Source organism: Humisphaera borealis, from assembly GCF_015169395.1.
GTDB classification, from domain to species: domain Bacteria; phylum Planctomycetota; class Phycisphaerae; order Tepidisphaerales; family Tepidisphaeraceae; genus Humisphaera; species Humisphaera borealis.
The window spans coordinates 1,856,143-1,882,531 of the sequence record NZ_CP063458.1 but is presented as its reverse complement, the minus strand read 5'-3'; the positions used below and the strand labels follow the sequence as shown (position 1 = coordinate 1,882,531).

At 62.9% G+C, this 26,389-nt stretch carries 21 protein-coding genes; 6 read left to right on the top strand and 15 right to left on the bottom strand.

Annotated elements, in window-relative coordinates:
* The first annotated feature begins 118 nt into the window (after positions 1–118).
* Both IPV69_RS07065 and IPV69_RS07060 read left to right on the top strand, forming a co-directional pair.
* On the top strand, positions 119–1,330 hold the full coding sequence (locus IPV69_RS07065) for a PQQ-binding-like beta-propeller repeat protein (protein WP_206294232.1): 1,212 nt from the start codon (positions 119–121) through the stop codon (positions 1,328–1,330).
* A 23-nt stretch (positions 1,331–1,353) separates the two neighbouring features.
* A complete protein-coding gene (locus IPV69_RS07060; RefSeq protein WP_206294231.1) occupies positions 1,354–2,679 on the top strand; it encodes a Gfo/Idh/MocA family protein in 1,326 nt (441 codons plus the stop codon).
* 38 nt (positions 2,680–2,717) lie between these two features.
* Here IPV69_RS07060 and IPV69_RS07055 read toward each other — a convergent pair whose 3' ends face one another.
* From IPV69_RS07055 to IPV69_RS07030, 6 genes are all read right to left on the bottom strand, one after another.
* A complete protein-coding gene (locus IPV69_RS07055) occupies positions 2,718–3,407 on the bottom strand; it encodes a 7-carboxy-7-deazaguanine synthase QueE (RefSeq protein WP_206294230.1) in 690 nt (229 codons plus the stop codon).
* Between the two features lie 92 nt (positions 3,408–3,499).
* Positions 3,500–4,858 (bottom strand): TonB family protein, encoded by a 1,359-nt coding sequence (locus IPV69_RS07050; protein WP_206294229.1) that lies wholly within the window; start codon positions 4,856–4,858, stop codon positions 3,500–3,502.
* A 77-nt stretch (positions 4,859–4,935) separates the two neighbouring features.
* Entirely contained in the window at positions 4,936–5,529 is a 594-nt protein-coding gene (locus IPV69_RS07045) for an LOG family protein (protein ID WP_206294228.1), read from the bottom strand.
* A 219-nt stretch (positions 5,530–5,748) separates the two neighbouring features.
* Positions 5,749–6,243 (bottom strand): carboxypeptidase-like regulatory domain-containing protein, encoded by a 495-nt coding sequence (locus tag IPV69_RS07040; protein ID WP_206294227.1) that lies wholly within the window; start codon positions 6,241–6,243, stop codon positions 5,749–5,751.
* A gap of 44 nt (positions 6,244–6,287) precedes the next feature.
* Complete coding sequence (locus IPV69_RS07035) at positions 6,288–7,370, bottom strand: AAA family ATPase (protein WP_206294226.1); 1,083 nt, start codon at positions 7,368–7,370, stop codon at positions 6,288–6,290.
* Positions 7,371–7,578: 208 nt separating this feature from the next.
* The gene (locus tag IPV69_RS07030) at positions 7,579–8,886 is read right to left on the bottom strand and encodes a DUF1015 domain-containing protein (RefSeq protein WP_206294225.1); all 1,308 of its coding nucleotides are present in this window, start codon (positions 8,884–8,886) and stop codon (positions 7,579–7,581) included.
* Positions 8,887–9,255: 369 nt separating this feature from the next.
* Here IPV69_RS07030 and IPV69_RS07025 point away from each other — a divergent pair, with 369 nt between their 5' ends.
* Both IPV69_RS07025 and IPV69_RS07020 read left to right on the top strand, forming a co-directional pair.
* A complete protein-coding gene (locus tag IPV69_RS07025; RefSeq protein ID WP_206294224.1) occupies positions 9,256–10,584 on the top strand; it encodes a glycosyltransferase family 4 protein in 1,329 nt (442 codons plus the stop codon).
* Between the two features lie 162 nt (positions 10,585–10,746).
* Positions 10,747–11,466 (top strand): ABC transporter ATP-binding protein, encoded by a 720-nt coding sequence (locus tag IPV69_RS07020; protein ID WP_206294223.1) that lies wholly within the window; start codon positions 10,747–10,749, stop codon positions 11,464–11,466.
* Positions 11,467–11,648: 182 nt separating this feature from the next.
* Here IPV69_RS07020 and IPV69_RS07015 read toward each other — a convergent pair whose 3' ends face one another.
* The 8 genes from IPV69_RS07015 to IPV69_RS06980 form a co-directional block, all read right to left on the bottom strand.
* A complete protein-coding gene (locus IPV69_RS07015) occupies positions 11,649–13,259 on the bottom strand; it encodes a B12-binding domain-containing radical SAM protein (RefSeq protein ID WP_206294222.1) in 1,611 nt (536 codons plus the stop codon).
* A gap of 106 nt (positions 13,260–13,365) precedes the next feature.
* Positions 13,366–13,686 carry a PilZ domain-containing protein gene (locus IPV69_RS07010; protein ID WP_206294221.1) on the bottom strand — a complete coding sequence of 107 codons (321 nt, stop codon included), beginning with the start codon at positions 13,684–13,686 and terminating at the stop codon, positions 13,366–13,368.
* A 265-nt stretch (positions 13,687–13,951) separates the two neighbouring features.
* Entirely contained in the window at positions 13,952–14,296 is a 345-nt protein-coding gene (locus IPV69_RS07005; protein WP_206294220.1) for a YbaB/EbfC family nucleoid-associated protein, read from the bottom strand.
* A 224-nt stretch (positions 14,297–14,520) separates the two neighbouring features.
* On the bottom strand, positions 14,521–15,363 hold the full coding sequence (locus tag IPV69_RS07000) for a 3-keto-disaccharide hydrolase (protein WP_206294219.1): 843 nt from the start codon (positions 15,361–15,363) through the stop codon (positions 14,521–14,523).
* Between the two features lie 273 nt (positions 15,364–15,636).
* Positions 15,637–17,121 carry a DUF1501 domain-containing protein gene (locus IPV69_RS06995; RefSeq protein ID WP_206294218.1) on the bottom strand — a complete coding sequence of 495 codons (1,485 nt, stop codon included), beginning with the start codon at positions 17,119–17,121 and terminating at the stop codon, positions 15,637–15,639.
* Between the two features lie 156 nt (positions 17,122–17,277).
* On the bottom strand, positions 17,278–20,784 hold the full coding sequence (locus IPV69_RS06990) for a DUF1553 domain-containing protein (RefSeq protein WP_206294217.1): 3,507 nt from the start codon (positions 20,782–20,784) through the stop codon (positions 17,278–17,280).
* A 70-nt stretch (positions 20,785–20,854) separates the two neighbouring features.
* Positions 20,855–21,649, bottom strand: coding sequence for a carbon-nitrogen family hydrolase (locus IPV69_RS06985; RefSeq protein ID WP_206294216.1), 795 nt, complete (start codon positions 21,647–21,649; stop codon positions 20,855–20,857).
* A gap of 156 nt (positions 21,650–21,805) precedes the next feature.
* A complete protein-coding gene (locus IPV69_RS06980; RefSeq protein ID WP_206294215.1) occupies positions 21,806–23,770 on the bottom strand; it encodes a right-handed parallel beta-helix repeat-containing protein in 1,965 nt (654 codons plus the stop codon).
* 835 nt (positions 23,771–24,605) lie between these two features.
* On the opposite strand from IPV69_RS06980, the gene IPV69_RS06975 reads away from it, so the two are divergent.
* The gene (locus tag IPV69_RS06975; RefSeq protein ID WP_206294214.1) at positions 24,606–25,148 is read left to right on the top strand and encodes a hypothetical protein; all 543 of its coding nucleotides are present in this window, start codon (positions 24,606–24,608) and stop codon (positions 25,146–25,148) included.
* A 111-nt stretch (positions 25,149–25,259) separates the two neighbouring features.
* Entirely contained in the window at positions 25,260–26,162 is a 903-nt protein-coding gene (locus IPV69_RS06970; RefSeq protein ID WP_206294213.1) for a fructosamine kinase family protein, read from the top strand.
* A 25-nt stretch (positions 26,163–26,187) separates the two neighbouring features.
* On the opposite strand, the gene IPV69_RS06965 is transcribed toward IPV69_RS06970, so the two are convergent.
* A complete protein-coding gene (locus IPV69_RS06965; protein WP_206294212.1) occupies positions 26,188–26,334 on the bottom strand; it encodes a hypothetical protein in 147 nt (48 codons plus the stop codon).
* Between the last annotated feature and the right edge of the window lie 55 nt (positions 26,335–26,389).

Genomic DNA, 26,389 nt, shown 5'->3' with positions numbered 1-26,389 from the left:
TCGCAGGTTGCGAGGCGTTGGTTGAGACCGTCAGAAAAGTCCGGCGTCGGAAGTTGCCATGTCGGTCGACTGTTCGAGAAGATATCCGCAGAGAAGATATCCGTCCGAGGTGCTTTTTATGACCCTGCGATTCCCAATGATGATCTGCTCCGTGCTCCTGCTTGCGGCGACGACGTCGCGCGGGGCCGACTGGCCCGTGTGGCGCGGGCCATCGGGTAGCGGCATCTCCACCGAGGCCGGATGGGCTCCATGGGACGAAAAGGGGCCGCGAATCGCCTGGCGGGCGCAGGTGGGCGTGGGATTCTCGTCATTCGTTGCCGCCAGGGGCAGGGTTTACACCGCCGGCTATGCCGACGATGCCGACTCGATCGTGTGCCTGGACGCCGAGACCGGCAAGGTCGTCTGGAAGCACAGCTACCCTGCGGAACTGGGCGCTAAGTTCTTCGAAGGCGGCACCACCGGCACGCCGACCGTGGACGGAGATCGCGTTTACTTTCTCAGCCGCGCGGGCGATGTCTGGTGCCTGGATGCCGCCGCGGGCAAGCCGATCTGGTCGGCGAACATCCAGAAGCAGCTCGGCGTAAACGTCCCCGGTTGGGGGTTTGGCGGCGCGCCCGTCGTGCACCAGGATCTGCTGCTCCTGAACGCCGGCGAAGCGGGCGTCGCACTCGACAAGGCCAGCGGCAAGGTCGTCTGGCAATCGGGGAAGAAGGATGCCGGCTATTCCACGCCGTACCTTACCCGTGTCGGAACGGACACGCTGGCGATCTTCGGGTCTGCCCAGTCATACATCGCCGTGAATCCGCAGACCGGAAAGGAGGCATGGCGTGTCCGCTGGGTGACGCAGTTTGGGGTGAATGCCGCCGATCCGATCGTTGACGGCGGCCGAATGTTTATCAGCAGTGGCTACGGCAAGGGGTGCACGCTGGTGCAACTGACCGCCGATCAGCCGCCGAAAGAGGTCTGGAAGTCGCGCGTGCTGCGAACGCAGATGAACGCGGCGGTCCTGTTCGACGGTCATCTTTTTGGGGTGGACGGGGACACGACGGAGAAGGCGTCGCTGAAGTGCGTCGAACTAAGCACCGGCACCGAGAAGTGGGTGCACCCCGGGTTCGGTTCGGGCACGGTCATTCTTGCCGACGGCAAGCTGATTGCCCTGGCCGCCGACGGGGAGTTGTCGGTCGCCCCGGCGTCGCCGCAGGGGTTTAAGCAGGTCGCCAGTGCCCGGGTCCTCACCGGCAAGTGCTGGACGGTCCCCGTCCTGTCGGACGGTCGGATCTACTGCCGTAATTGGAAGGGGCAGATCGTGTGCGTGGACGTTCGCAAGTAACGCCGAGACTCGGAGCCAGAACCATGACGCTTTCCCGCCGCCGCTTTTTGTCGGCAACCGCCGCCGCAACCGCGTATCTGTCTGCGCCCTATATTCTTCGCGGTGCCGATGCCGGTCGAAAGTACCGTACCGCGCTGATCGGCAGTGGCTGGTGGGGCAAGAACATCCTGAAGGAAGGCCTTGCCTCCGGCCGGTGCAAGGTGACGTCGCTTTGCGATGTCGATTCGGCCAACCTGGAAGTCTCGGCCGATCAAATCGCCGCGCTGTCAGGGGATGACCCAAAGACGTATCAGGACTACCGCGAGTTGCTCGAGAAGGACAAGCCCGAGGTGGTCATCGTCGCCACGCCGGACCACTGGCACGCCCTGACGACCATCGCCGCGCTCAAGGCCGGCGCGCACGTGTTTGTCGAGAAGCCGACGGGGCACACCGTGAACGAAAGCCGGGCGATGCTGCGGGCGTCGCAGCAGGCGGAGCGGCTGGTGCAGGTCGGCCTGCACCGTCGGATCGGCCCGCATCACGTGAGCGCCATGAAGTTCCTGCGGTCGGGGGCGGTGGGCAAGGTGGGCATGGTGCGACTGTTCGTCCACGGCGGCGGCACCGGCCCGGAAAAACCAACGCCCAACAGCGCCCCGCCCGATGGCATGGACTGGAACATGTGGTGCGGACCGGCGCCGCTGAGGCCGTTCAACACCAAGCTGCACCCCGGCGGCTGGCGCAACTTCCTGGACTATGCCAATGGCACCATTGGCGACTGGGGCGTGCACTGGCTCGACCAGGTGATGTGGTGGAGTGGCGAGAAGTACCCGAAGCGCGTCTTCAGCACCGCCGGCCGGCCCATTCGCGGGGCGGCGATTCTGAACGATCGCGAACAGACCACCGATACGCCCGACCACCAGACCGCGACGTTCGAGTTCCAGGATTTCACCTGCGTCTGGGAGAACCGGGCCTTCGCCGGCAATGACGCCGAGAAGCATAAGCTGGGCGCATACTTCTACGGGACCAAGGGAACGCTGCACATCGGCTGGCGCGACGGGTGGACCTTCTACCCTACCAGCAGCAATGAGAAGCAGGTGCACGAAGACGCCCAGTTGCAGCAGCCCGACGGGCACAACATCAAGCTGCTTTGGGCAGATTTCATCGAAGCGATCGAGATCCGCCGGCCGGGCGTGGCCGACATTGGCCTGGCGCACCGGTCATCGGTGTTGCCGATGCTGGCGCAGGTCTCGTGCAAGGTGGGTCGGAGCCTGGAGTGGGACGCAGACAAGGAATTGGTCATCAACGACCCGCAGGCCAACGCACTGCTCAGCCGGCCGTATCGCGCGCCGTGGGTTTATCCGGCCATCTAGATTTGCGAGCGGAAAGTTCGGCGTTTCGTCGCCGCGTTTCAGGTGCCACGCCTGTTGCCGTACATCATCACGTGCAGTCTCGGGCAGAAGCGGTAGCCCCGTTTCTTGCACACTTCGCTGACCCAATGTGTGCGGCTATTGAGCGTGGCCGCGTCGGTGCCTTCCGGCATCAGAAGCACGTCGGCCGGGGTCCAGTCGTCGAGCCGGGCCAGAATCTGTTCAATTTCCGTGAGGTCCGCTTCGCCGGCCACCACGAACTTGAGCTGGAACACCGGGGCCGAATCGATGAAGCGCTGGATGACGGAATAGTTCAGTCGCTGCCGCTCGTGCGCCGCGGCGTACTTGCCCTCTTCACGTTCGGTCGGCGTGCTGTTGGCCAGCTTGGGCGACAGCGACGCCAGGTCGTGCGGAACATCCTTCCAGACCGTCGCCGCCGTTTCGATGGTGATGTGATGGCCCGCGGATTTGAGGGCGACGCAGAGGTCTTCGATATCGGGCATGATCATCGGCTCGCCACCGGTGATCACCACGTGCTTTGCGCCGATCGCGGCCACCTGCCGCATGATCTCGGCAACCGGGACATCGTCGCCTTCAGGGTTCCAACTCGCATAAGGCGTATCGCACCAGGTGCATCGCAGGTTGCACCCGCTGGCGCGAATGAACACCGAAGGAACGCCAACCAGCTTTCCTTCGCCTTGAATCGAGTAGAAGAGTTCGGAGAGTTTCACTGCTGATCGCTTGTCACTGGTCACTGGTCACTGGTTCTGGTTCTGGTTCTGGTTCTGGCAACAAGTGACCAGTGACCAATGACAAGTGACATTTACCTGAAGTTCAGGGTAAACAGAATCGTGTCCGGTACCGGCACGCCGCGTTTGTCTTTAAGGGGTTCGAACCACCAGTCATACATCGCGATCAGGCAGGGCTGGTCGATTTCGTTGCTGCCGCTGCTCTTGAACACGTGCACCGTCTGCACCTTGCCGTCGGGGCCGATGCGGACTTTTAGCGTCACCCGCCGGGCACCGGAGATCGCGTCGATCATGCCGACGATGGGGATCCGCGGGCGGACGGTCTTCACCTCGCGTCCGAACTGCGGATCGATCTTGCCGTCCTGCCGGACCACCGCCTCGATCTTACTGAACGGATCGACCTCCGATTCGCTCTCCTGCGCCGGGTCGGCGGCGGGTGTCGGCGGGCCGGGGACGGCCGTGTTCGCCAGGCCCGGCTTCTCCTGTGGCTGTGTCGGCTGAATCGTCGCGATCGCGGGCGCTTCGGGCACCACCGGGGCCGCCACGGCGGGGGGCAATCGAAGCAGCGGCGGAGCCGGCGGGGGTGACATCGCGGCCCTTGCCGGCGGCGGGGGCGTCAACTCGAGGGCCGATCGCACGGGCTTGGTCAGGTCCGTCGCCTCGGCTACACCGCCATTGGCGGGACCCGGATCAACTGCGTTTGGGTCGACCCCCGGCCGCGCCGGCGTCAGTGGCCCACGCTCGGCGACTTTCTCGTCGATCTTTTCGGCCGCCGTGTCGATGCCGTCCTCCCGCACCGGGATCTTCACCTCGATCGGCCCGGGGCGGAACTGGCCGACCTCCGCATCCGGCATCTTCGGCACCGGTCGCGGCGGGGCGGGTTGTACGACGACCGGTTCCTGCGGCAGTGCGCCGCCCGGTGGACCGCCGATGCCGTTCTGCCCCGGGGGCATCGTCGATTTGGACGGATCGCCGATCTTCCCCGGCCCGCGCGGATCACGGCTGAGGAACGGCTGATCGCTGTCGGCGTTCTGGGCCTTCATCGGCTTGTCGCCGTCGGCCTTGTGTGTGCCGATTCCCGTTCCGTCAAAGAGGCCGATCTTGTCGGGAAACTTCTCCACCTCGGGCTTGGGCGGCGGCATTTCCTTTGGCGGAGGGGGTTCGACCTTTGGCGGCTCGACAGGCTCCGGCGGAAGGGTGGGAGGGAGTTCTGGCAGCGGTGGCGGCTTGATCAGGCTCGCGAGGATATCCGCCGAGTCGTCTTTGACAGTGCCATCACCCAGAAGGCTTACGCCGGCCAGCCGGCCGGTGCCACAGCCTCCCCCGCCCAGGCCGTGAACGGGAATCTGCCGCGCGCCGCCATACAGGCCCAGGTGGAACACACCGGAAATGCCCAAGGCGATCGCGAGAATGGGAAGGTCACGGCCTTGCATGAGACGAACCGACGCCGACGAAGATGTCATCGGCGAGGCACCTACGCAAAGTATAGCCTTCGGGAACGTGTTGCGTCTTATTCCCTTGCCGACGGCTCCCCTTCGGGATGCTCTCTCCGCAGACGTCCGGAAAAACAGTCGTGCAGGTGCCGGATAGCGCCGTCAACGGTGGTCGCGACGAAGTAAGCCTCTTTCGCCCGCGGCTTGATGAACCGCTGCACGATGCCGTGTTCGATCATCGCCAGCAGTGGGTCGTAGTACCCGGCGATGTTCAGCAGGATGATGGGTTTGACGTGATATCCCAGGATGCGGCCGACGAGGATTTCGAACAGCTCTTCAAACGTCCCCATGCCGCCGGGCATGGCGATAAAGGCGTCGCCGCGGGTTTCGAGCAGGTGCTTTCGCTCGCGCATGGTGGTGGTGACGATCAGCTCGTCGCACGCCTTGTCGGCGATGCCTTCATCGGCCATGAGCTGCGGCGTAATGCCGACCACCTTCCCGCCGCCTGCGCGGGCACCATCGGACAGTTTGCCCATCAGGCCGATGGGGTTGCCGCCGTAGACCAGCGTCCAGCCGGCCGCGGCGATCGATTTGCCGAGAGCGGTCGCGGCGTCGTGGTAGACGGCGTCGACGTCTTTGCTGCTGGAGAGATAGACGGTGATGGAGGGCATAGGTGGTCCGTCGGGTACTCGATCGCTGTCAGTCGACGCCCCTTTGCGCAAGACTACCTTCCTAGCACTCCGCCTTGCAATCGAGCGTATATGCCCGTTCGCGCTGCGTTCGGCAGCGACGCAATCCAATGTCGCTAGCGCAGCCACAGGCATCAGCAGTGGCGTTTTTAAGGAGCGTCGGTTCTTCGGGTGTGAGAGAACCGCCGAGAGGGCACGATGTTACTTTGCCGACCTCGTCACAGGCATCCTGACGGACGATCCGCCAGGCCGTTGATCGAGTTTCAGCGTTACCGTCAACACGGGCGTCTTATCAAATCCCCACATGTCCTCGCTCACAGCCCAGCCGTGAGGTTTAGAGTAAGCGTGGACGCGCACCTCGCGAGCCCGCCCGTTAAAAGCGAACCTTCCGGACGAATCCGACACTGCGGTCAAATTCTCGCTTCGGGGAGGCTTGCCGGTAAACGGAATCGGGAGCGGAAACATATCCTCATCGATCTTCATCAGGCAGGTGACTGTCGCCCCCGAAATCGGCTGCCCATTCATATCGGTCACCGTGCCGCGGAACGTGAAGTCGTGATTCTGCGGATACGGCCACAGCAACACGAATGTTACGCCCAGGACGGCGAGAACTCCGATGCAGCCCACCGCGCATGAGTCCCGCCGCTTTTCTGTCTTCGGATCCGGCGGCGGACGATCGCTGTCGTCTTCCGTCACGACAAACGCAGGCTGCGACGGCTTCCTGTCCGCTCGCCATTCGCTCACCGGATATACCCCTTCGTCCTGAAGTACTCGATTCCCTCATCCACACTCCTGAACACCCGCGTCGCCGTCTCGGTGATGAACGGGCTGGGCGTCCCTTTGCAGGCCCAAACGACGTACACCTCTTTGCCACCTTCGAACGCGTGGTGCAATTCGCGTTCCACGCCGCTGCTCAGCCCCGGCTTGCCGTTGGGCAGCTCGGGGACCAAGCTCACGATCATGTCGCTCTGATCGACCATCTTGAAATCACGGGCGTAGATCTGGCCCATGATGTCGCCGCTGATCTGCGCGACGTCTGCCGTCTTCAGCGTGATCGGGCCTTCGGCGCCGACGGCGTCGAAGTGAAGCTGTCCATCGGCGAGCGCCTTAAGCGCCATCGTGTGGAGCACGAACTCGTCCACATCGGCCGGGTCGAACGTGATGAAATGCTCGTTTAGCGTCGCCTTGAACCGGTCGATCTCGGCCAGCGTGTCAGGCAGGTCCATGACGTGGCTCATCGGGAAGCTGGGGTACACCTTCTTGCGCCAGGGCTCGAACATCAGGCGGTAGATCGTCTGTACCGTGGGGATGCTGCGGCCGCGGCTGACCATAAAGAAGTGGCCGTGCCCGCGGGTGATGTTGGCGAGAATCTCGGTGGCGAGTGTTTCTTCCTCACGCCAGACCATCAGGTCTTTCAGCGTGTGGTCGATGTCGTGGTCCTTGATGAGGCGCTGGTGCACGCTCTCGATGTTGTCGAGAATCGTGATGTACAGGTCGGCGTTAAACGCCTTGATGTGGTCGAAGTCGAACGCCGAGAACAGCCCGTGTCGCCAGCGGAAGGTGGCGTGGGTGTTCACCAATACGTTTGGCTTGGTCTCAGCGGCGCGGACGGCTTCCTTGAAAACGCTGCGACGCAGGGTGTTCAGGCGGGTGATCGGCAGGTTGAGGATTCGGCCGGCCGGTACGTCGGGGGCCTCCTCGTACATCATCTTGCCGATGTGGCAGATTTCGAGCTGATGGCCGTTCTTGGTGGCCATCTCCTGGACGGCTTTGAGGTAGGGGCCTTTATCGACGCCGATTTGTCCGGTCACGAATGCGCGCATGTAGTTATCTCCAAATACCGCCGACATTGTACGGCAGGATGGCCCGTGATGCGCGGTTGGAGAAACGGGCACCGGCTCGGCGGATTCTTTGTGGCATGGGCATGTACGCATGCCCGTGCCTTTGGTCGCCGGCAGACACGGGCAAGGGTACTTGCCCATGCCACCCTGCGACGACACAGCCGCCGGCCAGCAGAAGAGTCGTTAAACCCTACAACGGGTTGATCGCCATGCCCGTCGCGAGCTTGGGGTAGAAGAACGTGCTCTTCTGCGGCATGACTTCGCCGTGGCGACCGAGCTGTTCGAGGGCGGCCAGCGGCGTTGATTTGAGCAGGATCGCCACCTGGTTCTTCGCGCCATCGGTCATGGGGACAACCTGGTCTGCATACGCCGTGTACGACTTCGTTGGCTCGCCGAATAGCGGCGTGACAACTTCGTCCAGGAAGTAGCGCTGCAGGATCGCCACATCCAGCCGGCGCCAAGGCTCGCTCTGGCCGGGCTCCAGGTTCTTGAGCACGTCGGGGTTCTTGCAGGCGAGCTGGTACAGCTTTTTCGCCCGCCCGTCGTACAGCCCGAACGTGTGGGCCGGTTGCATGGGCAGGATGTTGCGGACGAACTCGTCCACCTGGTCCGGCGGCAGCGGCGTTTCGGTGACTTCAAAGTTCGGCGACACGACGCGGGTGAATGTGGCGATATCAAACTTCGGAACGTTCCCCAGAATACGGTGCGTCGGCAGGATGAGCATGCCGTCGTCCTGCATGCCGACCAGCACAAACAGGCACCAGTTGGCCGGGTGCGACGGCGGAAGGGGGCTGCCGTGCTCGGCCTGGTATTGCGCGGCGACTTCCTTCTGGTAGGCCAGCGCGGTCGTGTAACGGTGGTGGCCGTCGGCGATGTAGATCGGCTTGTTGCCCATCAGGTCGCTCACACGGTTTTCCACTTCGGCGTCGGTCACGCTCCAGAGCTGATGCTTGACGCCGTCCAGATCGCCGGCGTGTTCGGGCTTGCCGACGTTGGCGTAGAGCGCGTTGTTCACCTCGTGCCGCGGATCGGAATAAAGTCCGAAGATGGGCGAGAGCTGCGCCTTGGTGGCGCGCATCAGCTTCAGGCGGTCTTCGATCGGCGCTTCGTACGTCTTTTCGTGAGGCACGACCTGTCCCTGCCCGAACGGCGACAGGCGGACCAGCGAGATAAAACCCCGGCGATGGTACGTCCGGCCGGAATGCTCGAACGTCTGCATGTACGGGTAGGTCGCCGGTCGCTTGTCCTGTGTCAGGATGCCCGTCTTGAGCCAGCTCTGGAGCGTGATATTGGCGTTCTGATAAGCCGAGTCCGGGCCGACGCTTTTGGGCGGAAGCCAGGGAAGATCGACCGACACGATGTTGTTCGGATGACGCGCGACATACGCAGCCTTGGATTTCTCGTCGAGCACGTCGTAGGGCGGGGCGATCAGCTTCGACAGGTCAAGGTCGGGCCGGCGGGCGTAGCGAATCGCGTGGAACGGGCGAATATGGGCCAAGGTGGATGCTCCGGTTGGTGGTCGCCGGCAAGGGTAAGGGGGCGGCCTGAAACATCAAGCGACCGGTACAGCACCGGCCGCCGCGATCGACGAGAGGAACGCCAAGGCGCCAAAGCGGCAGGAAATCCGTTGCGTACACCGGCAAAGCGAAGCGAAACTGAAGGTATTGCAGATTGACTCCTACGAAATCTGCGCAATCTGCGGTTCGTCTCCGGGCCTCTGGGTCTTTGTGTTGAATCTTTGACCGCGCCGAAGGGGTTTTTGGATACCCCGCGAACCCGATCACAATTCGACTGGCATTTTCCGACAATTGCCTAGAATACGAACGCGACCAGCCAACCGTGCTTTTGCTTTAGAGGAGTGGCCCCTGTGAACATCAGTATTCTCGCTGCCGGCGCCGGCGGCATGTACTGCGGATCGTGCCTTCGTGACAGCGCCATCGCCCATGCGTTGCGCAACCAGGGCCATGTCGTCACACTGATCCCGCTTTACACCCCGCTGAAAAACGAGCGAGATGTCACCACGACGCACGAGGTCTTTTACGGCGGGGTGAACCTCTATCTGCAGCACTCGTCGCCGATGTTCCGCAAAACGCCGCGGATGCTCGACTGGGTGTTCGATCGCCCCTGGCTGCTCAACATGGCCGGCAAGTTCGGCGCACAGGGTGACCCCGGTAAGTTTGCCGGGCTGACGATGGACGTCCTGCAAGGCGAAGACGGGGCGGCGGCAAAAGAACTGCACCGTCTGACGGAGTTCATGCGCGACCACGTGAAACCCGAGGTCATCTGCCTGCCGAACCTGATGTTCGCCGGCATGGCACGGGAGTTCCGCGAGCGCATCGGGGTGCCGGTCATCTGCGAGCTGACGGGCGAGGACATCTTCCTCGATGCGATGGGTGCCGACGACCGCGAGCAGATCCGCCGAATCATCCGCGACCGGGCGAAGCATGTGTCGCAGTTCGTCTCCACCAGCAGTTACTACGCCGACCGGATGGCGGAGTATCTGGGTATCGAGCGAAGCGAAATCGACGTTGTCTACACGGGGCTGTCGAACGAATACTTCGCGCCCAAGGCGACCCCCAAGGCCGGTACAGGGACCAACGGCAAGCGTAAATCGCAGACGATCGGTTATGTCGGTCGGGCCTGTCCGGAGAAGGGGCTGGGGTTGCTGATCGAGGCGATGATCCGCCTGCGCGGCATGCCCAACATGTGGAACGTGCGGCTGAAAGTGGCCGGCTATATCGGCAGCCGCGACGCCAAGTGGTACGCCGACCTGAAGAAGCGCGCGACCGCCGCCGGCTTGGGCGATCAGATCGACTGGCTGGGCGAGGTGAGCATCGAGAAGAAGATCGAACTGCTCGATTCGATCGACGTCTTTACCATGCCGACGACGATCCCCGAGCCCAAGGGCGTCAGCATCATCGAGGCTATGTCTCGTGGCGTGCCGGTGGTGCAGCCGAACCACGGTTCGTTCCCCGAACTCGTGGCGGCGACGGGCGGCGGCGTGCTGATTCCGCCGAACGATGCGCAAGCGCTGGCCGAGGCGCTGTCGGACCTGCTGCATGATTCGAGCAAGGCGCGTGAGCTTGGTCGCAGGGGTCAGGCCGCTGTCGCGGAGAAGTTCAGCGAGCGGAGAATGTCTAACGACATGCTCGCGGTATTCGAGAAGACGATCGCGGAGGAGAAGGTGGCGGTGTGAGAACGACGGTGGGCTGCGAGTTCCGTGCCGGGTGGCATGGGCAAGCGTACTCGTTTGCCCGTGGCGAACACTGGCGACGGTCACCACGGGCAGGCGACTACGCTCGCCCATGCCACCCAATTTGAACAGAACTTCGAGGCGGAACGAGCAGGACGAGGGACCATGACCACCACCGGCATATCACAGATGGCACCGCTGACCACCGCCAAGGCGGCAGTGGTCGTTCGCGACCTGCGCAAGGAATACCCCACCCCGAACGATCCGCTCGTGGTTTTGCGCGACGTCAACCTCGAGCTCTCGCGTGGAACGCCATTGGCGATCGTCGGGCCCAGCGGCTCCGGTAAGAGCACGCTGCTCAACATCCTCGGAACGCTCGACCAGCCGACCGGCGGCAGTTTCACGCTCGACGGCGTCGATCCGTTTACGCTGTCGCCGAAAGATCTGGCGTCGTTCCGCAGCACGAAGATCGGGTTCATCTTTCAAGATCACCTACTGCTGCCGCAGCTTTCGGCGGCCGAGAACGTGCTGGTTGCCAAGCTGGCCCAGGGCAAGGCAACGAAAGCCGATGGCGACCGTGCACGGCAACTGCTGAAAGATGTCGGGCTCGCCGATCGCGCTTCACACCTGCCGTCAGAACTGTCGGGCGGCGAGCAGCAGCGTGTCGCAATCGCTAGGGCGATGATGAACAGCCCCACGCTGATGCTCGCCGACGAGCCGACGGGCAACCTCGACCCTAAAACCGCGCAGCAGGTCGCCGACCTGCTGTTCGACCTGGCGAGCAAGACCGGCAGCGTGCTGGTCGTCGTCACGCACAGCATGGAGCTGGCCGGGCGGTTTCCGAAACGGATGCGGATGCAGGACGGAGAGCTGGTGAATGCGTAGATTCCGCGCCGGGTAGACGTTCAGTCAGTGACACGGGCTTCCAGCCCGTGCTGGCGACGCGACGGGCCAAGAGCCGTTCGCACCGTCTTATCTTTTTCGCAAAAAAGAGGTGGTTTTCGGGGTATGGGGAACTTTCGACGACCACGTCGCGCGCACGGGCCGGAAGCCCGTGTCACTGATTATCACCTCGAAATCTTTAGCTTCACGAGTCCGCCGGCTTTGTCTGAGGTGCCGCATCCGGTGCCGCAGGATTCGCCGGCGACTGCAGGAACCGTGGCGGGATCGGTTTTCATGTCCAGGTCCGTTTCGACGCGATCGATGAGCAAACCCCGTCGCCCCTTCAGGTAGCTCTTCACCTTCGCCGTCGCGAAGCCCAGCCCGGCGCGGCCGAGGCGGATCAGGTGGCCGGGGTTGCGGAACGACTCCTTCACGTACCGCCGGCGGACGCGCTTCTGCTTGTAGAACCAGCCGATGACTTCCTGGTAGTGCTTGTCGAGCTCTTCGACGCTGATGCCGTCGGGGGCCCAGACGAAGTTCATCCCGTTCATCTTTTCCCAGTGGTCGTCGCGGATCGTCGTGCCGTACAGCTCGCGATAGACCGGCGAACCGGGGTAGGGCGTGAATTTCGTCAGGTTCATGATCGTCATCGGGATTCGGCGGACGAACGCCTTGGTCATCTCGATGGTCTCACGCGTCTCACCCGGATAGCCGAGCATGAACAGGCCTTTGACGCGAATCCCCGCCTCGGCGGCCCAGTTGACGGCGCGCTCGCTCTTTTCCACCCGCGCCGACTTATCCATCCGGCGGAGCATGTCGTCCGAACCCGTCTCCAGGCCGAAACTGATCTGCCAGCAGCCGGCCCGCTTCATCAGATCGAGCAGATCGGGCTTGACCGTGTCGACGCGGGCATCGCACGTCCAGGTCATCTTCAGGCCGTGCTCAAGAATCAGATTGCACAGCTCCGTCGTCCGCTGACGGCTCGCCAGGAACAGGTCGTCCACGAACATGATGTGGCGAATCCCCCATTTCTTCTGGAGAAAGACCATCATCTCGAAGACCTTCTTTGGCGAGTAATACCGCACCTTGGCGCCGAAGGTCGACGTGTCGCAGAACTTGCAGTGGAACGGGCAGCCGCGGCTGGCGGCGATGGTCGCGACCGGGCCGCGCGGGTAGTCGTAAACGGCCGGCTTGTAGGCGTGCGGGAAGTTCGGCAACAGGTCCCATGCGGGGAAGGGGAGCTCGTCGAGCACCAGTTCCAGCGGAAGGGCGGGGTTGACGGTCGTCTTGCCGTTCTTGCGGTAGATGATCGCCGGCACCGGCGACAGGTCGACGGGCTGGCCGGTTTCGGCGGCCTTGTCGTACGCCTTGAGCAGTTCGACAAGAACCTTTTCCCCTTCCCCTTGGACGGCGACATCAAACTCCGTGAACCGCTTGACGGTCTCCAGCCCCATCGAACTGATGTGTGGCCCGCCGACAATAATCACGGTGTCCGGCAGAGCCTGCTTGACCTTGCGGGCGATGCGGGCCGAGCCCCAGACGCCGACGGTAAAAAGGGTGATGCCGACGTACCTCGGCGCCGCAGCGATAATGCGGTCGGCGACGCCGTCGAAGTCGAGATCGAGGATATCGCTTTCGAGGATCGTCGGCTCGTAGCCGACCTCGCGCACCTGTGCCGCCAGGTGAAGCAAACCCAGCGACGGCGAGCGGTTGGTCAGGTGCTTGATGAACGCGTAGCCGGGGGCGATCCGCTCGTAGGGCGGGTTGACGAAGTAGATGCGTCGATCGGTGGCCATGCGGGTGGCCGAACAATACCGAAAGTTCGTCCATCCGTCGCCGTCAAAATAGGCCGTGTCGACCGATTTGCGATCGGTGTGGCCCGGTGGTGCGGGCCCGGGTTTCTCAGCAGAACTTTCCACCCACGCGATAAACGCCCGGCAGGTCATCGGATTCCAGGCAACTGGTGACGCGCACCTCCTGGGCGATCTGCTTGTCGCCGATCTCCAACTCGATCCAGTAGAAGCAGTTGACCTGCAGCGGCTGGCGGCTCTCGAAGCCTACGCCGTGGCGGGAGAGGTCCAGCGCTGTAACTTCGATCTTGGTGTCGTCGGTGTCGGTCGGGGAGCGTACCCACGCCTCGCAGACCGTCGGCCGACGGACGGAGCGACGGCGCTCTTCGAACGGGACGGTAGACGATGGCGCGGCGATGGTTTGTGCGAGCATGCCCCGGACATCGGCGGGAAATGGTCAGGGGTTTAGATGCGGGGCGAGAAAAAGGGGGAAATCAGGTTTGCTCGCCCGAGGATTATGAGACGGCCATGGCGGTGGGTGAAAACGTGAAACGCGATCTGGTGCCACGGGTCGGTCGTACTCGGCAGTCCCGTGAGGGTGCGTGGGTCGCCGTTTGGCGCGGGTCTGCGGAGTACCGCCGACCCGTGGCACCGAAGACGCACTTGTCTCACAAGCGTGCGGCAAACGCTGCTCCACCTCACATACCAGGCAGCACGCCAGGCGGCAGACCCAGGCTGCCGGCGATGCGTTCCATTTCGGCCTTGGCCATGTTGGCAGCCTTCACCTGTGCGGCGTGAACCGCGGCGACGGTGAGGTCTTCGATCAGTTCCGTGTCGTTCGGATCGACCTTCGACTTGTCGATGCGCAACTTGACGAGTTCCATCTTGCCGTTGCAGGTCGCTTCGACCATGCCGCCGCCGGCCTCGGCGGTGACCGTCCTGCGGACCAGCTCCTCCTGCATGGTCTTCATCTTCTCCTGCAGCTCGCGGGCCTTGGCGAGCATGGCGGGCATGTTGGCGAGATTCTTAAGGTTGTCGAACATGCCCAGACGTTAACCCGAAACGCCAGCGTTGACCACGTAGGAAGATGGGGGCGCGCAGTGTCATCCTGAACGAAGCGAAGGACCTTGTATCCCCGCCAAACCGGCGTCGTGAACCGATCGGCTCTCGACATCGCTTGTGGCTCGCCGTCTTCACGGCTGGGACACCAGGTCCTTCACTTCGTTCAGGATGACAGGCGGGGGGCGCGCTGATCGCGCGGCCCGAACTACTTCGCCGCCGAGTCGGGCAGTTCCTTGATGTAGATGTTCTTGAACCAGAGCGTGTTGCCGTGGTTCTGCAGTTCGATCTGCTCTTTGGCGAAGATCGGCTGGGTGCGGTCCCAGTAGTTTTCCAGTGTGACGTTATCGACGACCAGTTCGCCATTGAGGTAGACGGTCGCCTTCTCGCCGACCATTCGGATGAAGAACGTGTTCCATTCGCCGACGGGCTTGTCGGCCTTCTTCAGCGGGATCGCAGGGTTCTTCTGGTTGTTGTAGAAACCGCCGGAGCCGACGTGGGCGCCATTCTTGAGATTGGTGTCCCAGATCTGCACCTGCGGCGAGCCGCGAAGATAAATGCCGCTGTCGCCGGCTTCCTTGATCTTCCAGGTCACCCACATTTCGAAGTTGCCGTACTGGTTGGCGGTGCAGAGGCTGCGGCCTTTGCCGCTGAAGACGAGCGCGCCGTCTTCGACCTTCCAGTTGGCGATCTTGTTCGCTTCGGCCTCGGCGGTGGCCTTGGCGCGGTCCTCGGCCGACAGGGCAGCCCGCTTGATGGGATTGTCGTTCGGTGCCTTCAGCAGGCCGACCCAGCCGGTGAGGTCTTTGCCGTTGAACGCGGCGACAAAACCCTCGGGGGCCGTGTTGTCGGCCGTGCCGGCGGTGGGGGCCATCGTCTTGGGGTTCAGGCCTGTGTACTCCGGCAGCGGGGCGACAGGCTTGGGCTTTGGGGCAGGCTTGGCGGGGGCTGCGGGCTTGGCCGGATCCTTGGGGGCCGGCTGCTGCGCGATCGCAAATCCGCCGAAGGCGGTAACTACGCTGAGGACGCTGGTGAGAATTCGCTTGTTCACTTTCCTTCTCCGCATAAGTACTTCGAAACGCGTGGAGGACAGGCATTCTTGCCTGTCACTCGGGACCCGACGGGTGCATCAAGCAACCGCGGGACTCTTTTAACTGTAACTGACATGATCGCACTGCCTTCTGCGATAGCCGTCTGATTCATTCAGACACTCAGCACGAACGACAGAGCGGCCGGCCGAAGTTCGAAAGCGCATCCGGGTCCCGAGTGACAGACAAGAATGAATGTCTGTCCTCCACATCACCCGGTCCTCGTAATAGACGTCCTAGGCGAACAACTTCGTGTGTACCTTGGGCTCGTTAGTTGGTCCGATGAGACGCTCGTTTAAGCCCTGGTGCGGATAGTGCAGCTTGTGTGGGTCCAGTCCCAGCGCGTGCAGGATTGTCGCCTGCAGGTCTCGAACGGTCATCTTGTCTTCGTTGACGAAGTAGCCGAGGTCGTCGGTCGCGCCGTAGTCGAAACCGCGCTTGATACCGCCGCCGGCCATCCAGATGGTGAACGCATGGGGGTGGTGGTCGCGGCCGAGGAGTTTGCTGCCGCCGCGCTCTTCGTTCATGGGAGTTCGACCGAACTCACCGCCCCAGACGACGAGTGTTTCGTCAAGCAGGCCGCGCTGCTTGAGATCCTTGATCAGCGCTGATGCCGCCTGATCGACCTGCTTGCACTTTTTCGGCAGAGCTGTCGTGAGGTCGTCGCCGTTCTGGGTGCCGTGCATGTCCCAGCCCCAGTCAAAGAGCTGAACGTAGCGAACGCCATTCTCGACGAGCTTGCGAGCCAGCAGGCAGTTGCTGGCGAAGCTGCCGTCGCCGGGTTTGGCGCCATAGGCGTCGAGTACGTGCTGTGGCTCTTTTGAGACGTCGGTCACTTCCGGGACAGCCATCTGCATGCGATACGCCAGTTCAAACTGGTTGATGCGTGTGACGGTTTCGGGGTCGTTGAAGGTCTTGGCCTCGATCTCGTTCAGTTCCTTCAGTGCGTCGAGCGATCGCCGGCGGACGTCGCGGTCCATGCCGGCGGGGTTATTGGCGTACAAGATCGGTTCGCCTTTGCTGCGGCACTGCGTGCCCTGGAACACGCTGGGCAGGAAGCCGCTGCTCCAGACGCTCTTGCCCGCCGTCGGATCGGTTCCGCCGGAGACGAGCACGACGAAGCCGGGCAGATCCTGGTTCTCGCTGCCCAGGCCCCACGTTACCCACGAGCCCATCGAGGCATGGCCGGCCCGCATGTTGCCGGTGTACAGCATCATCTCGGCCGGGGCATGGTTGAACTGGTCGGTCCACATCGAGCGGACGATGGTCATGTCGTCGGCGATGGTGCGAATACCGGGAAGTAGTTCGCTGATAAACGTGCCACGGTCGCCGACGCGGTCGAACTTGTAAGGGCTCGCCAAGCACTTGGGATGGCCTTTGATGAATGCGAAGCGCTCGCCCTTGATGTACTCGTCGGGGCAGGGTTGGCGGTCTAGCTTTGTCAGCAGGGGCTTGTAGTCAAACAGGTCATGCTGCGGCGGCGAGCCGGACATGTGCAAGTAGATGACGCGCTTGGCCTTGGGCGCGAACATCGTCGGCCGCACCGCCATCGGACGGCTCATGTCGGCCGGGCCGTAGGGCAGAACCTTGGCACTCGCCGCCTGCGCGGGCGACGTCTTGCCTAGAAGGGAAGCCAGCGCGAGCGCGCCGAGGCCGGAGTTGCACTTCGTGAGGAAGTGCCTGCGGGTGAGGTGGCGGGCGTGTTGAAGGTTGCTGTTCATGCTTGCACTGCGATTATGCCAGCCGCTCTGTCAGTGACACGGGCTTCCCGCCCGTGCGTGCGACGTTGGCGTAAAGATGATTCGCGTATCCAAGTCTCTTCTACTACTGCATCGCCAGCGCGGGCTGGAAGCCCGTGTCACTGACGGGGCCGTTCGTTAACGCGTCATTGCGCCATCCAAATTCAACATCACATTCGCGATGACCGTCCATGCCGCGGCTTCGGCCGGTGTCATTCCTGCCGGCAAGGGTCCGATGGGATCACTCGAGAGCTTTTTCGCGTCGTCGGCGTCCTGAAGGAAGTGCGACAGCTCCGACTGGTAAAGCTTTGCCAGCGGCTTGATCTGCTCGGCGGATGCGGGTCGCTGCAGGATCAGCTCCAGGCCGAAACGAATGCGGGCCTCCGGCGTCTCACCACCGTCTTTGATCAGCCGTCGGCCAAGCGCCTGGCTGCATTCGACGTAGACCGGATCGTTCATCGTCACGAACGCCTGCAACGGCGTACTCGTGTGGATTCGGCGGATGGTGCAGACCTCTCGGCTGGGGGCGTCGAAGGTCTGCATGCTCGGATAAGGGACCGTTCGCCGCCAGAAGACGTAGACGCCCCGACGATAGCGGTCTTCACCCTTGCTGGTCGGGTAGGTTCGTTCGCCGTTGAACGCCGCCTGCCACATGCCCTCCGGTTGCGGCGGGTAGACGCTGGGGCCGAACATCTTCGTGCTCAGCAAGCCGCTGACGGCCAGCGCCTGGTCGCGAACCATCTCGGCTTCGAGCCGTTGACGCGGCATACGGGCGAGAAGCCGGTTACCCGGATCCTTCTCGAGCAGTTCGGGATCAACCTTGGCGCTCTGACGGTAGGTTTGGCTGGTCACGATCAGCCGCATCAGCCGCTTCATATCCCAAGGCGTGCCCGATCCGCCGACCGTCGGCTCCATGAACTCGACGGCGAGCCAGTCGAGCAACTCCGGGTGGCTGGGCGGTGTGCCCATCTCGCCGAAGTCTTCCTGTGTCTCGACCAGGCCTGTTCCGAAGAACGAAGCCCAAATGCGATTGACCTGCACGCGGGCGGTCAGGGGGTTGTCCCTGGAAACGATCCACTTCGCCAAGCCCAGCCGATTGGCCGGTGCGTTGGCGGGCAATGAGTGAAACGCGCCCAGCACGCCGGGGGAAACCGGCTCGCCCTTCTGAAGGAAGTTGCCCTTGATGAGGATCGTCGACTGCCGCTGCTTATCCGCCGGAAGGTCGCGCATGATCGCGACGCGCGACGGCTTCAACGCGGCCAGCTGCTTTCGAAGGTCGGCGATCTTCGCGTGTTCCTTTAGCGTGCCTGCATTGATCGCGAGGTAATGATCGCGAAGGCGTTGGCTTTGCTCCGGCGATCGCTTGGCGGGGGCGATCGCCAATACCGCCGACACGTCGTTCGGCAGGACTCGCACCGGCCGCGGCTGGGTGGTCGCCGACAGACGGAAGCGGCCGAGCGCGCCGGTGTCGAAGTTCTGAACAAGTGAGAAGGTGAGCCGGGTTCCGCCGGCGAAATGCGGAACCGACGGTGCTTCAAACACCGCCACCTGGCGCCGGCCGGTCTGGCCGCCGATCGCCCAGCCGGAATTCGCCGCCGGGTTGCCGTCGATCGCCTTGGCGGCGGTCCAGCCGGATTCGGTGGGCTGCTCGTACGTTGCCGAGGCGTTGGCCAGTGCGACGTCCTGCTGCTTGCCGGGGCCGTAGCTGGCGGACGGGCTCGGGGCCTTGGAGATCGTTTCGCCCCAGGTCATGACGCGGTCGGCGTTCAGCACCGACAGCTTGAAGTCCGCCAATCGCCGGACGACGTTGCCGTCGGTGCGATTCCAGATCACGACGCGGTCGATGGGCTGTTCGGAGCCGAGGTCGACTTCCCACCAGGGATTGTTGTCGCCTTCCCCGGTATGGCTGACGCTCTTTCCGCCGTAGAAGTCTCCGTCGGTATTGCCGTCGATCGCCAACTCTGCCTTGCCGCCGTAACCGGTGGTGGACTGCTTTGCCTTCCCTTTTCGCGCGATATTCTCGGTGCCGGAGAGTACCTGCACCTCGGCCAAAGCCAGGTGCGGCTTCTTGGAAAGCTCGATGCGAACGTAGCGGCCGGTGATTTTGACGGCGGCGTCCTCGGCGACTGGCGAAGCGGCGATTTTGAGTTCATTGAGGATGAACGAGCCGTTGCCGGCCCGCCCGGGGCCCTTGGACGGCAGAGAATCGTCTGTCAGCGCCTCAATGCGGAATGCCGTGATGCCCTTGGTCATGCCTTCGGCAACGACCGTGTAGGTGTCGGTCTTGGGCAATGTGCCGCTGGCGAGGATCGAACCGTCCGGTTGCGATGTCAGCGTCGCGCCGCCGGCGCTTTTGGCCGAAGCGATCTTGAGCGTCGTCCAGCCGGACTCGGGGTCAGACTGCGCCTTCTCCCATTTCGCCTGGGCGGCGGCGACTTCGGCGGAGTCCTTGAGGCCGGCCTCCAGTTTGGCGATCTGGTCTTCGAGCGACTTCTGGCGATCCAGGTCGTCGGCGGAGGGGACGGGGATGGTCGGCGAATCATCGGCCCGGTCCGCGTCTTCCGACTGGTTGAAGAACGCCATCGCCGAGTAGTACTCGCGATTGGTGATCGGGTCGAACTTGTGCGTATGGCACTGGGCGCAGCCCATCGTCAGCCCCATCCAGACCTGGAAGGTGACGTCGGTGCGGTCCTTGATGGCGGCGACGCGGAACTCTTCGTCGTCGGTGCCGCCTTCGGTGTTGGTCATCGTGTTGCGATGAAACGCCGTCGCGACGAGCTGATCGATGGTCGGGTTCGGGAGCAGATCGCCGGCGAGCTGTTCGACGGTGAATGTGTCGTAAGGCTTATTCTGGTTGAACGCGCTGATGACCCAGTCGCGGTAGGGATGGATTGTGAACCGCAGCGGGTCGGAGCCGTAGCCCTTGCTGTCGGCATAGCGGGCGAGGTCGAGCCAGGTGCGGGCCCAGCGTTCGCCGAATTGCGGTGCGGCGAGAAGCCGGTCCACGACCTTCTCATAGGCATCGGGCGATTTGTCGGCGATGAAAGCGTCAACCTCGGCGGGTGTAGGGGGCAGGCCGATCAACGCGAACGTGACCCGGCGAATCAACGCGTGCTTGTCCGCCTCGGGTGACGGCTTGAGCCCTTCTTTTTCCAGGCGAGCGAGGATGAACTGATCGATCGGATTGCGCGCAGGCCCGATCGCCGCCTGCGGCACCGGGGGCCGAACGGGCGCATTGAATGACCAGTGCTTCAGCTTCGGTTTGGCCGTGACGACGGTTTGAGGCCAGTTTCCACCCTGCTGAATCCATCGCGTCAGCAGGTCGATCTGCGGGGCCGACAGCCGATCGCCTTTGGGTGGCATGACTTCGTCGGGATCGTCGGAGCGGACGAGCTTGAGGAGATGACTTTTGGCCGGGTCGCCGGGGGTGAAAAGGGGAGAGCCGGAGTCTCCGCCTTTGAGAGAGACCGGGGCGTCGAGCCGGATGCCGCCCTTCTGCTTGGCGGCGCCATGGCAGTCGTAACAGCGTACTTCGAAAATCGGCTTGATGTCGCGGACAAAGTCCACGGGCTGGTCGGCACCGGCGGCCGTCGAGGCCGTTGCAAGGATGAGCAGGGCGAGAAAGCGGGCGGAGGTCGCAGTCATTACAAATCGTTACCGTTGGAGAAGGCGGACGTTTGAATGCAACGACGACGAACTTCCCGCGCCGGGGTCGTCAGAGGTCGTCACGCATATCGGCCAGGAAGGGCATCTTAGTCCGCCAGCTTCGCATGGCTTCCGGGTTGATCGCCGCGGTGACGACTGACGGGGTTGTGCCGCCATCGGCGAGAATTGTGCCGGCGTAATCGATGACGAGGCTCCGGCCGTCATAGGTCAGTTTAGGATCGGAGCCGCAGCGGTTATTGCCGATCACAAACGCCTGGTTCTCGATGGCACGGGCCTGCAACAGGGTCGTCCAGTGATGGGTTCGCGGTGCCGGCCACGACGCGATCACCACGAACAAATCGGTCCCCAGCTTTGCAGCGCGGCGGAACAGCTCGGGAAAACGCAGGTCGTAACAGATGAACGGCGTCACCTTCAGGCCTTGCCACTCGAATTGCACAATCTCGTCGCCGGCGGCGTAATGGTCCTTCTCACCACCCAGCGTGAAGGGGTGCATCTTTGCATAACGGGCGAGCAACTGCCCGTCTGGGCTGATCGCGATTGCCTCGTTCCGCGGACGTCCGTTAAGCGCCGGCCAGGTTCCGGTCGGACCTGGTTGCACCACGCCGCCGAGAACGAAGAGCTGGTGTTGCCGCGCGAGCGAGGCAAGAAAGTCGTGGGTCGGGCCGCGCACGGGTTCGACGATACCCGTGGCGTTCATGCTGAAGCCGGTCGCGAACATCTCCGGTACCACCAGGAGCGATCCAGGCGCAAGGTTCGCCGAACGCACCATCTCGGCGACGGTTTGATAGTTGGCTGGCTTGTTTTCCCAGGCCATGTCGAACTGAATGCAGGCAATGGTCGGCATACCCCGACTATCGCAGCTTGGACGTCGGATGTGAAGTTGCCCAAGGGGTCGAACGGCTTTCGAACGAACGAAGGCGGGCCTGACGATGAATCGTCATGCCCGCCGTTGAATCTGCCACTCGGTCGGAGCCTCTGGTTACAGGATGCAAGCCTCTGGCTACGAGATGTACCAATAGCCGCCGGCATAAACGATCGTGCCGGGGGTGGACGGCTGAGTGTAAACGACGTCCGGTGCGTTCTGCTCGGGCTCGGGGACGGGTTCCGTTGGCGTGGGCTCGGTCGGAACGGGGGCGTTGTTGTCCCAGATGACCTTGATCTTGCCGTCGGCACCAACGACGGTGTGGTAGCCGGGGCTGGTCGTCGGTGTTTCCGTCGTCGGATTGGAGGCCGGCGGCGGGGGAGGTGGCGGCAGCGTCGGCTCGACCGGGGTCGGTGTGGGCGTCGGTGTTTCGACCGGCGTATCGATCGTCGGCGGAACCTCGCTGACCGGCGGAACGTAGTCGGTGGGGATGGCCGGCGACGAATCGCCGCGGTCCACGAAGCCGGCGCGGATGTAGCTGTTTGCCAGAGAGGCGGTGTACGCCGGGTTGAAATTGTCCTTGCGATTGGCCCGGGCCTTGGCCAGGAAGTCTTCGTTGGTGCCAGCACCGCCGAGCGTGGCGCTGTACGACTTGGCATCTCGCTCGGGATCGACGTAATTGGCTTTGACGGCCTGGCCGGTCGCTTCGTACGAGTTGAACCAGGTGCCCAGGTCGTACCCCTTGCCGTCCATGTAAACCGGTGCTCCGCCGACGTTCTGGAGATGGTAGCGGTTGCCGGCGAACGTTTCGTTGCCAGCCTTCACGGCGATGCCGTGATACAGGACGTTGGTGAGCTTGATCTCCTGGAAGTCGTTGTTCAGGAAGTTGAGGTTATTGACGGCGTAAGGGCCGGTGCCGCCACTGCGAAGGGCGGGGTCCACCCAGATACCGCGCTGCCACTTGTAGACAATGTTGTCCTTCAGCGTCAGGTCGTTGATGCCGGCGGCCAGTTCGCCATTGTTCTGATTGTTGTTCGTGCTGAGGTTGATCGCGGCGAACACCCCACCGGCATAGCTCTGGGTGAAGATGTTCTTTTCCATCATGAAGCCGGCGCCCGGCTTGATGTTGGACAGTTCGATACCGATGCCACGAGCCTGCGACCCGATGTTGCGGCCGCCGACGAAAACGTTGTTGGCGATCTTGCCCGTCACGCCACCGGGGACCAGCGGGCCCGAGCCGTTGACCAGCCCGTAGGACATGCCGATCGGGTTGTTGAGGAACAGGTTGTCCTCGACGATACCGCCGGGCCGGGCCTGAAGGCCGTGGCTCGACGAGTTGGCGAAGATATTGCCCCGTGCGACCAGGTTTTTACTGATGCCCTGGATATAGGCGTTGTGGTTGAAGATCGTCGCGCCGGCCGAGGGGATCTGCTCGTTCCAGCCGTTGTGGTCAAAGGTGTTGCCTTCGAGAAGGATGCCGTCGACGCCTTCGATGTACGCGCCCTGCGAGTGGCTACCCCAGTCGGAGTAGGCGTTGGACAGGTTCGACTTGCGGATCACCAGGTTCTTGAAATACGGATAGAACGTGGAGGCGACGAAGTTGTCGGTGTAGTACTCGACCGAAATGTCCTCAAAAGTGAGGTTCTCGATGTTGCCGGCGAGATAGACCCCGCTCGCCTTGACCGACTTGTTGTACAACGGATTGTTCGGGTCGCGCTGGGCGGCGTACATCCGGACGCCCTGAACGATGACGTCGTGCAGGCGATTGCTGGGTGTGCCGGCGCCAAAGGCGTAGCCGGAAGAGTTCCGGACTTCGGGCCGGTCGCCTTCGCCGTAGGCGCCGATGAGCGCGGGCTGGTCGGGGGAACGGCCGCTGATCTTCCAGTAGCCCAGGCCCTCGTTCCAGATGTCGCCTTTCTTCAGCAGCATCTGGTCGCCGACGCCGTCGCGGAGCAGTGCCTTGGCGGCGCCGATACTCCGTACCGGGCTGCTGGCGCTCAGACCGTTGTTGCTGTCGCTACCCTGGGAACTGGAGACGTACACGATTCGCGTATCGCTGGCTGGCGTCACTACGGTGTAGCCACCCTGCATCGATACCGACATGAGCTGCCGGGATTCGAGCGACTCGAACGAGGCTAAAGCTCGCGAGCCCGATCCGCCGATAGACGGGGTAACCTTCGATGTTGTCTGCGCCCTCAGAGCAGACAGACGGGGACGCAAAACAACACGCGCCGCCGCAGACTTCGAGTCTGGCACGAGACCTCCGTACGAACGAATTGTGCGACAAATGGCTGGTAACAGCCCGGAGGACACACACCTCTCGGAACTGCCTGCGCTCGACGTCGGGAAACTACCGACGTCGACATACCTACGCCAGCAAAAAACTCCGCCTCACTCCATCTTCCCGCAGCCCGGGCGCCGCACGGTCCAGAGCCCGCCGTGGCAAGAGCGAACTCAGCCCTAAGCCGGCTGCCATCCTGCCATAACATGGCGAACTGAATCGCTTGCTCTCCGAGTCGCTACAAATTAACTCAGTGTCCTAATTCCACCGAGTTATGAGCCCGAAGTCAAGCAAAACTTACCGTGCATTCAACGCTTTACACCCTGCCTTGTAGTCCGAAACCAATCTCACACAACTTGCAGCCGTTTCGTATGTGATGAACGCCGCCCAGCCGCTTGGCGTTACAGCTTTGGGAAGAATGCTTCGGACTACCGGGACGTCGACGTCGAGGTCGGATTTTGCACGGCTAATTTTAGGGGTTGCGGGAGGTACTTTCTGCGAAAGGGGTGGTCAGCGTCGCAATCGGCAGCCGTTCTCTAAACCTCCCAGCTTATCCGGCCGAAGCATGGACGAGGGGAATGTCTTCAGGATTGCCGTTTGCCGCCCGTCGCGGCGTGGACGAGGCAATCTGCGAGCCAGCCAGCTAGGAGTCCCGCGATGTCCGCCATCACATACGCCCAGGCGTTGAACGAAGCCAAGCAGATGATCGTCCAGCAGCAGTTGCGCATCAAGGCCGACGCTGAGAGGCTTCGGAGCCAGCAGCAGATTCTGAGCGAGCAGACGGCCGCGATCGCCGAGCAGACGACCCGACTGAGCGAGCAGGCCTCGGAATTGCAGCGGATGGTCGAAGAAAGCGCCGCAATGAGCAACCGCTGCCAGGAGATGATCACGGCCAAGGAACAGGCCGAGGCGATCATCGACCGGCAGGGAACCCGCCTGACACAGATGCAGGGACAGATGGCCGAGATGGAAAAGCAGCTGTCGGAGCAGGCAAATGCCGTCGCCAGCCTGACCGCCGAACTGGACGCCGTCCGCGCCCAACTGCCGACGTCTGAAGACAAGGAAGCGCTGCTGTCGATGGCCGAGCTTCTGGCCAAGCGCCCCCCGGCGCTGGCACCGCGCAAAGTGCAGCCGATGCGGATGGCCGGCGACGAGTCCGGATCGGAGTCTTCCGATTCTCCGATCGCGCAGGCCGCCTGATCGCCACATTGGATTTCCTGATTCGGCGGATTGCGATTGCGGCCGACGGTGGCCGGCGGCTACAGTGCGCCGGACCGAATGTCGGGAGCCGACTGCGACATCTCCTGGTCCATGCTTCGTCAAGTCGTTCACGACTGGGCCGGTAGTGACGCCGAGCTATCGGAGGCGGTTCCGCTGGCGGGCGGGTCGATCAACACCACATTACTGTTGACGCTGAAAGACGGTGGGCGGGCCGTCCTGAAGATCACGCCGCACCGCGTCGATCGGGCCTACGAAGACGAAGTCCTCCAACTGGACCTCCTGCGCAGCGCCGGCGTGCCCACCCCGCAGGTGCACAATCTCCACAACGGTTCGCTCGAACAGCCCTTCAGCTATCTGATCATGCAATTCGTTGAAGGCGTCGATCTGAACGCCGCCCGCGGCCGTTGCAGCCCCGAGCAGTTCGACAACCTGCAGCGAGATCTGGCCGACCTCATGCTGCGGCTTCACGCGATTGAGGGGCCGGGCTTCATGCGCGTCTCGAAGCGACAGGTCGCACAGTTCGACAGTTGGCCGGCATTTTACCGAGACGTTTTCGACCTGATCTGGACGGAGGTCGCGAAGACGACGGTTCTTCCGATCAAGCTACGGAAAGTCGTCCATAAGCTGCACGACCGCCTCGACCGGTTCCTGGTCTATGACGGTACGCCGAGGCTGCTCCACTGGGATGTCTGGGCGACCAATTTGCTTGCCGCCGCCGACGGTGAGGGACGATGGACCATCGCGGCGATGCTCGATCCCAACTGCAAGTATGGCTGTCCTGAGGCGGAACTGGCGTACATGGATCTTTTCCATACGGCTACGCCGGTCTTCTTCAAAAGCTATCAGGCGGAGCGGCGGCTACCCGCCGAGTATCACCAGGTGCGCAAGCCCATTTTTCAGCTCTACAGCCTGCTGAACCATGTGCGGCTGTTCGGAGGCGACTATGCCCGCGCGGTGTGCGCGCAGGCAGAGAAGGTCGCAACACTGCTGTAGCCGGCCCGCCGGGCGGGATTGGTTGTCAGCCTGCGTCGGATGGCTGCGGCGACGAAGCGCTGCCCACGACCGGCGTCAACGCGGGCGCCTTGTGACTAGACGCTTCATGGATCGGCTTGTTGCAGCCGGCGATGGCCAGCAGGGTGATGGACAAGATCGCGGCAAATCGCAAGTGAGCCTCCGGATGGAAAAGTTGGATCAATGTCAGCACTGGGTTATCGGCCGTC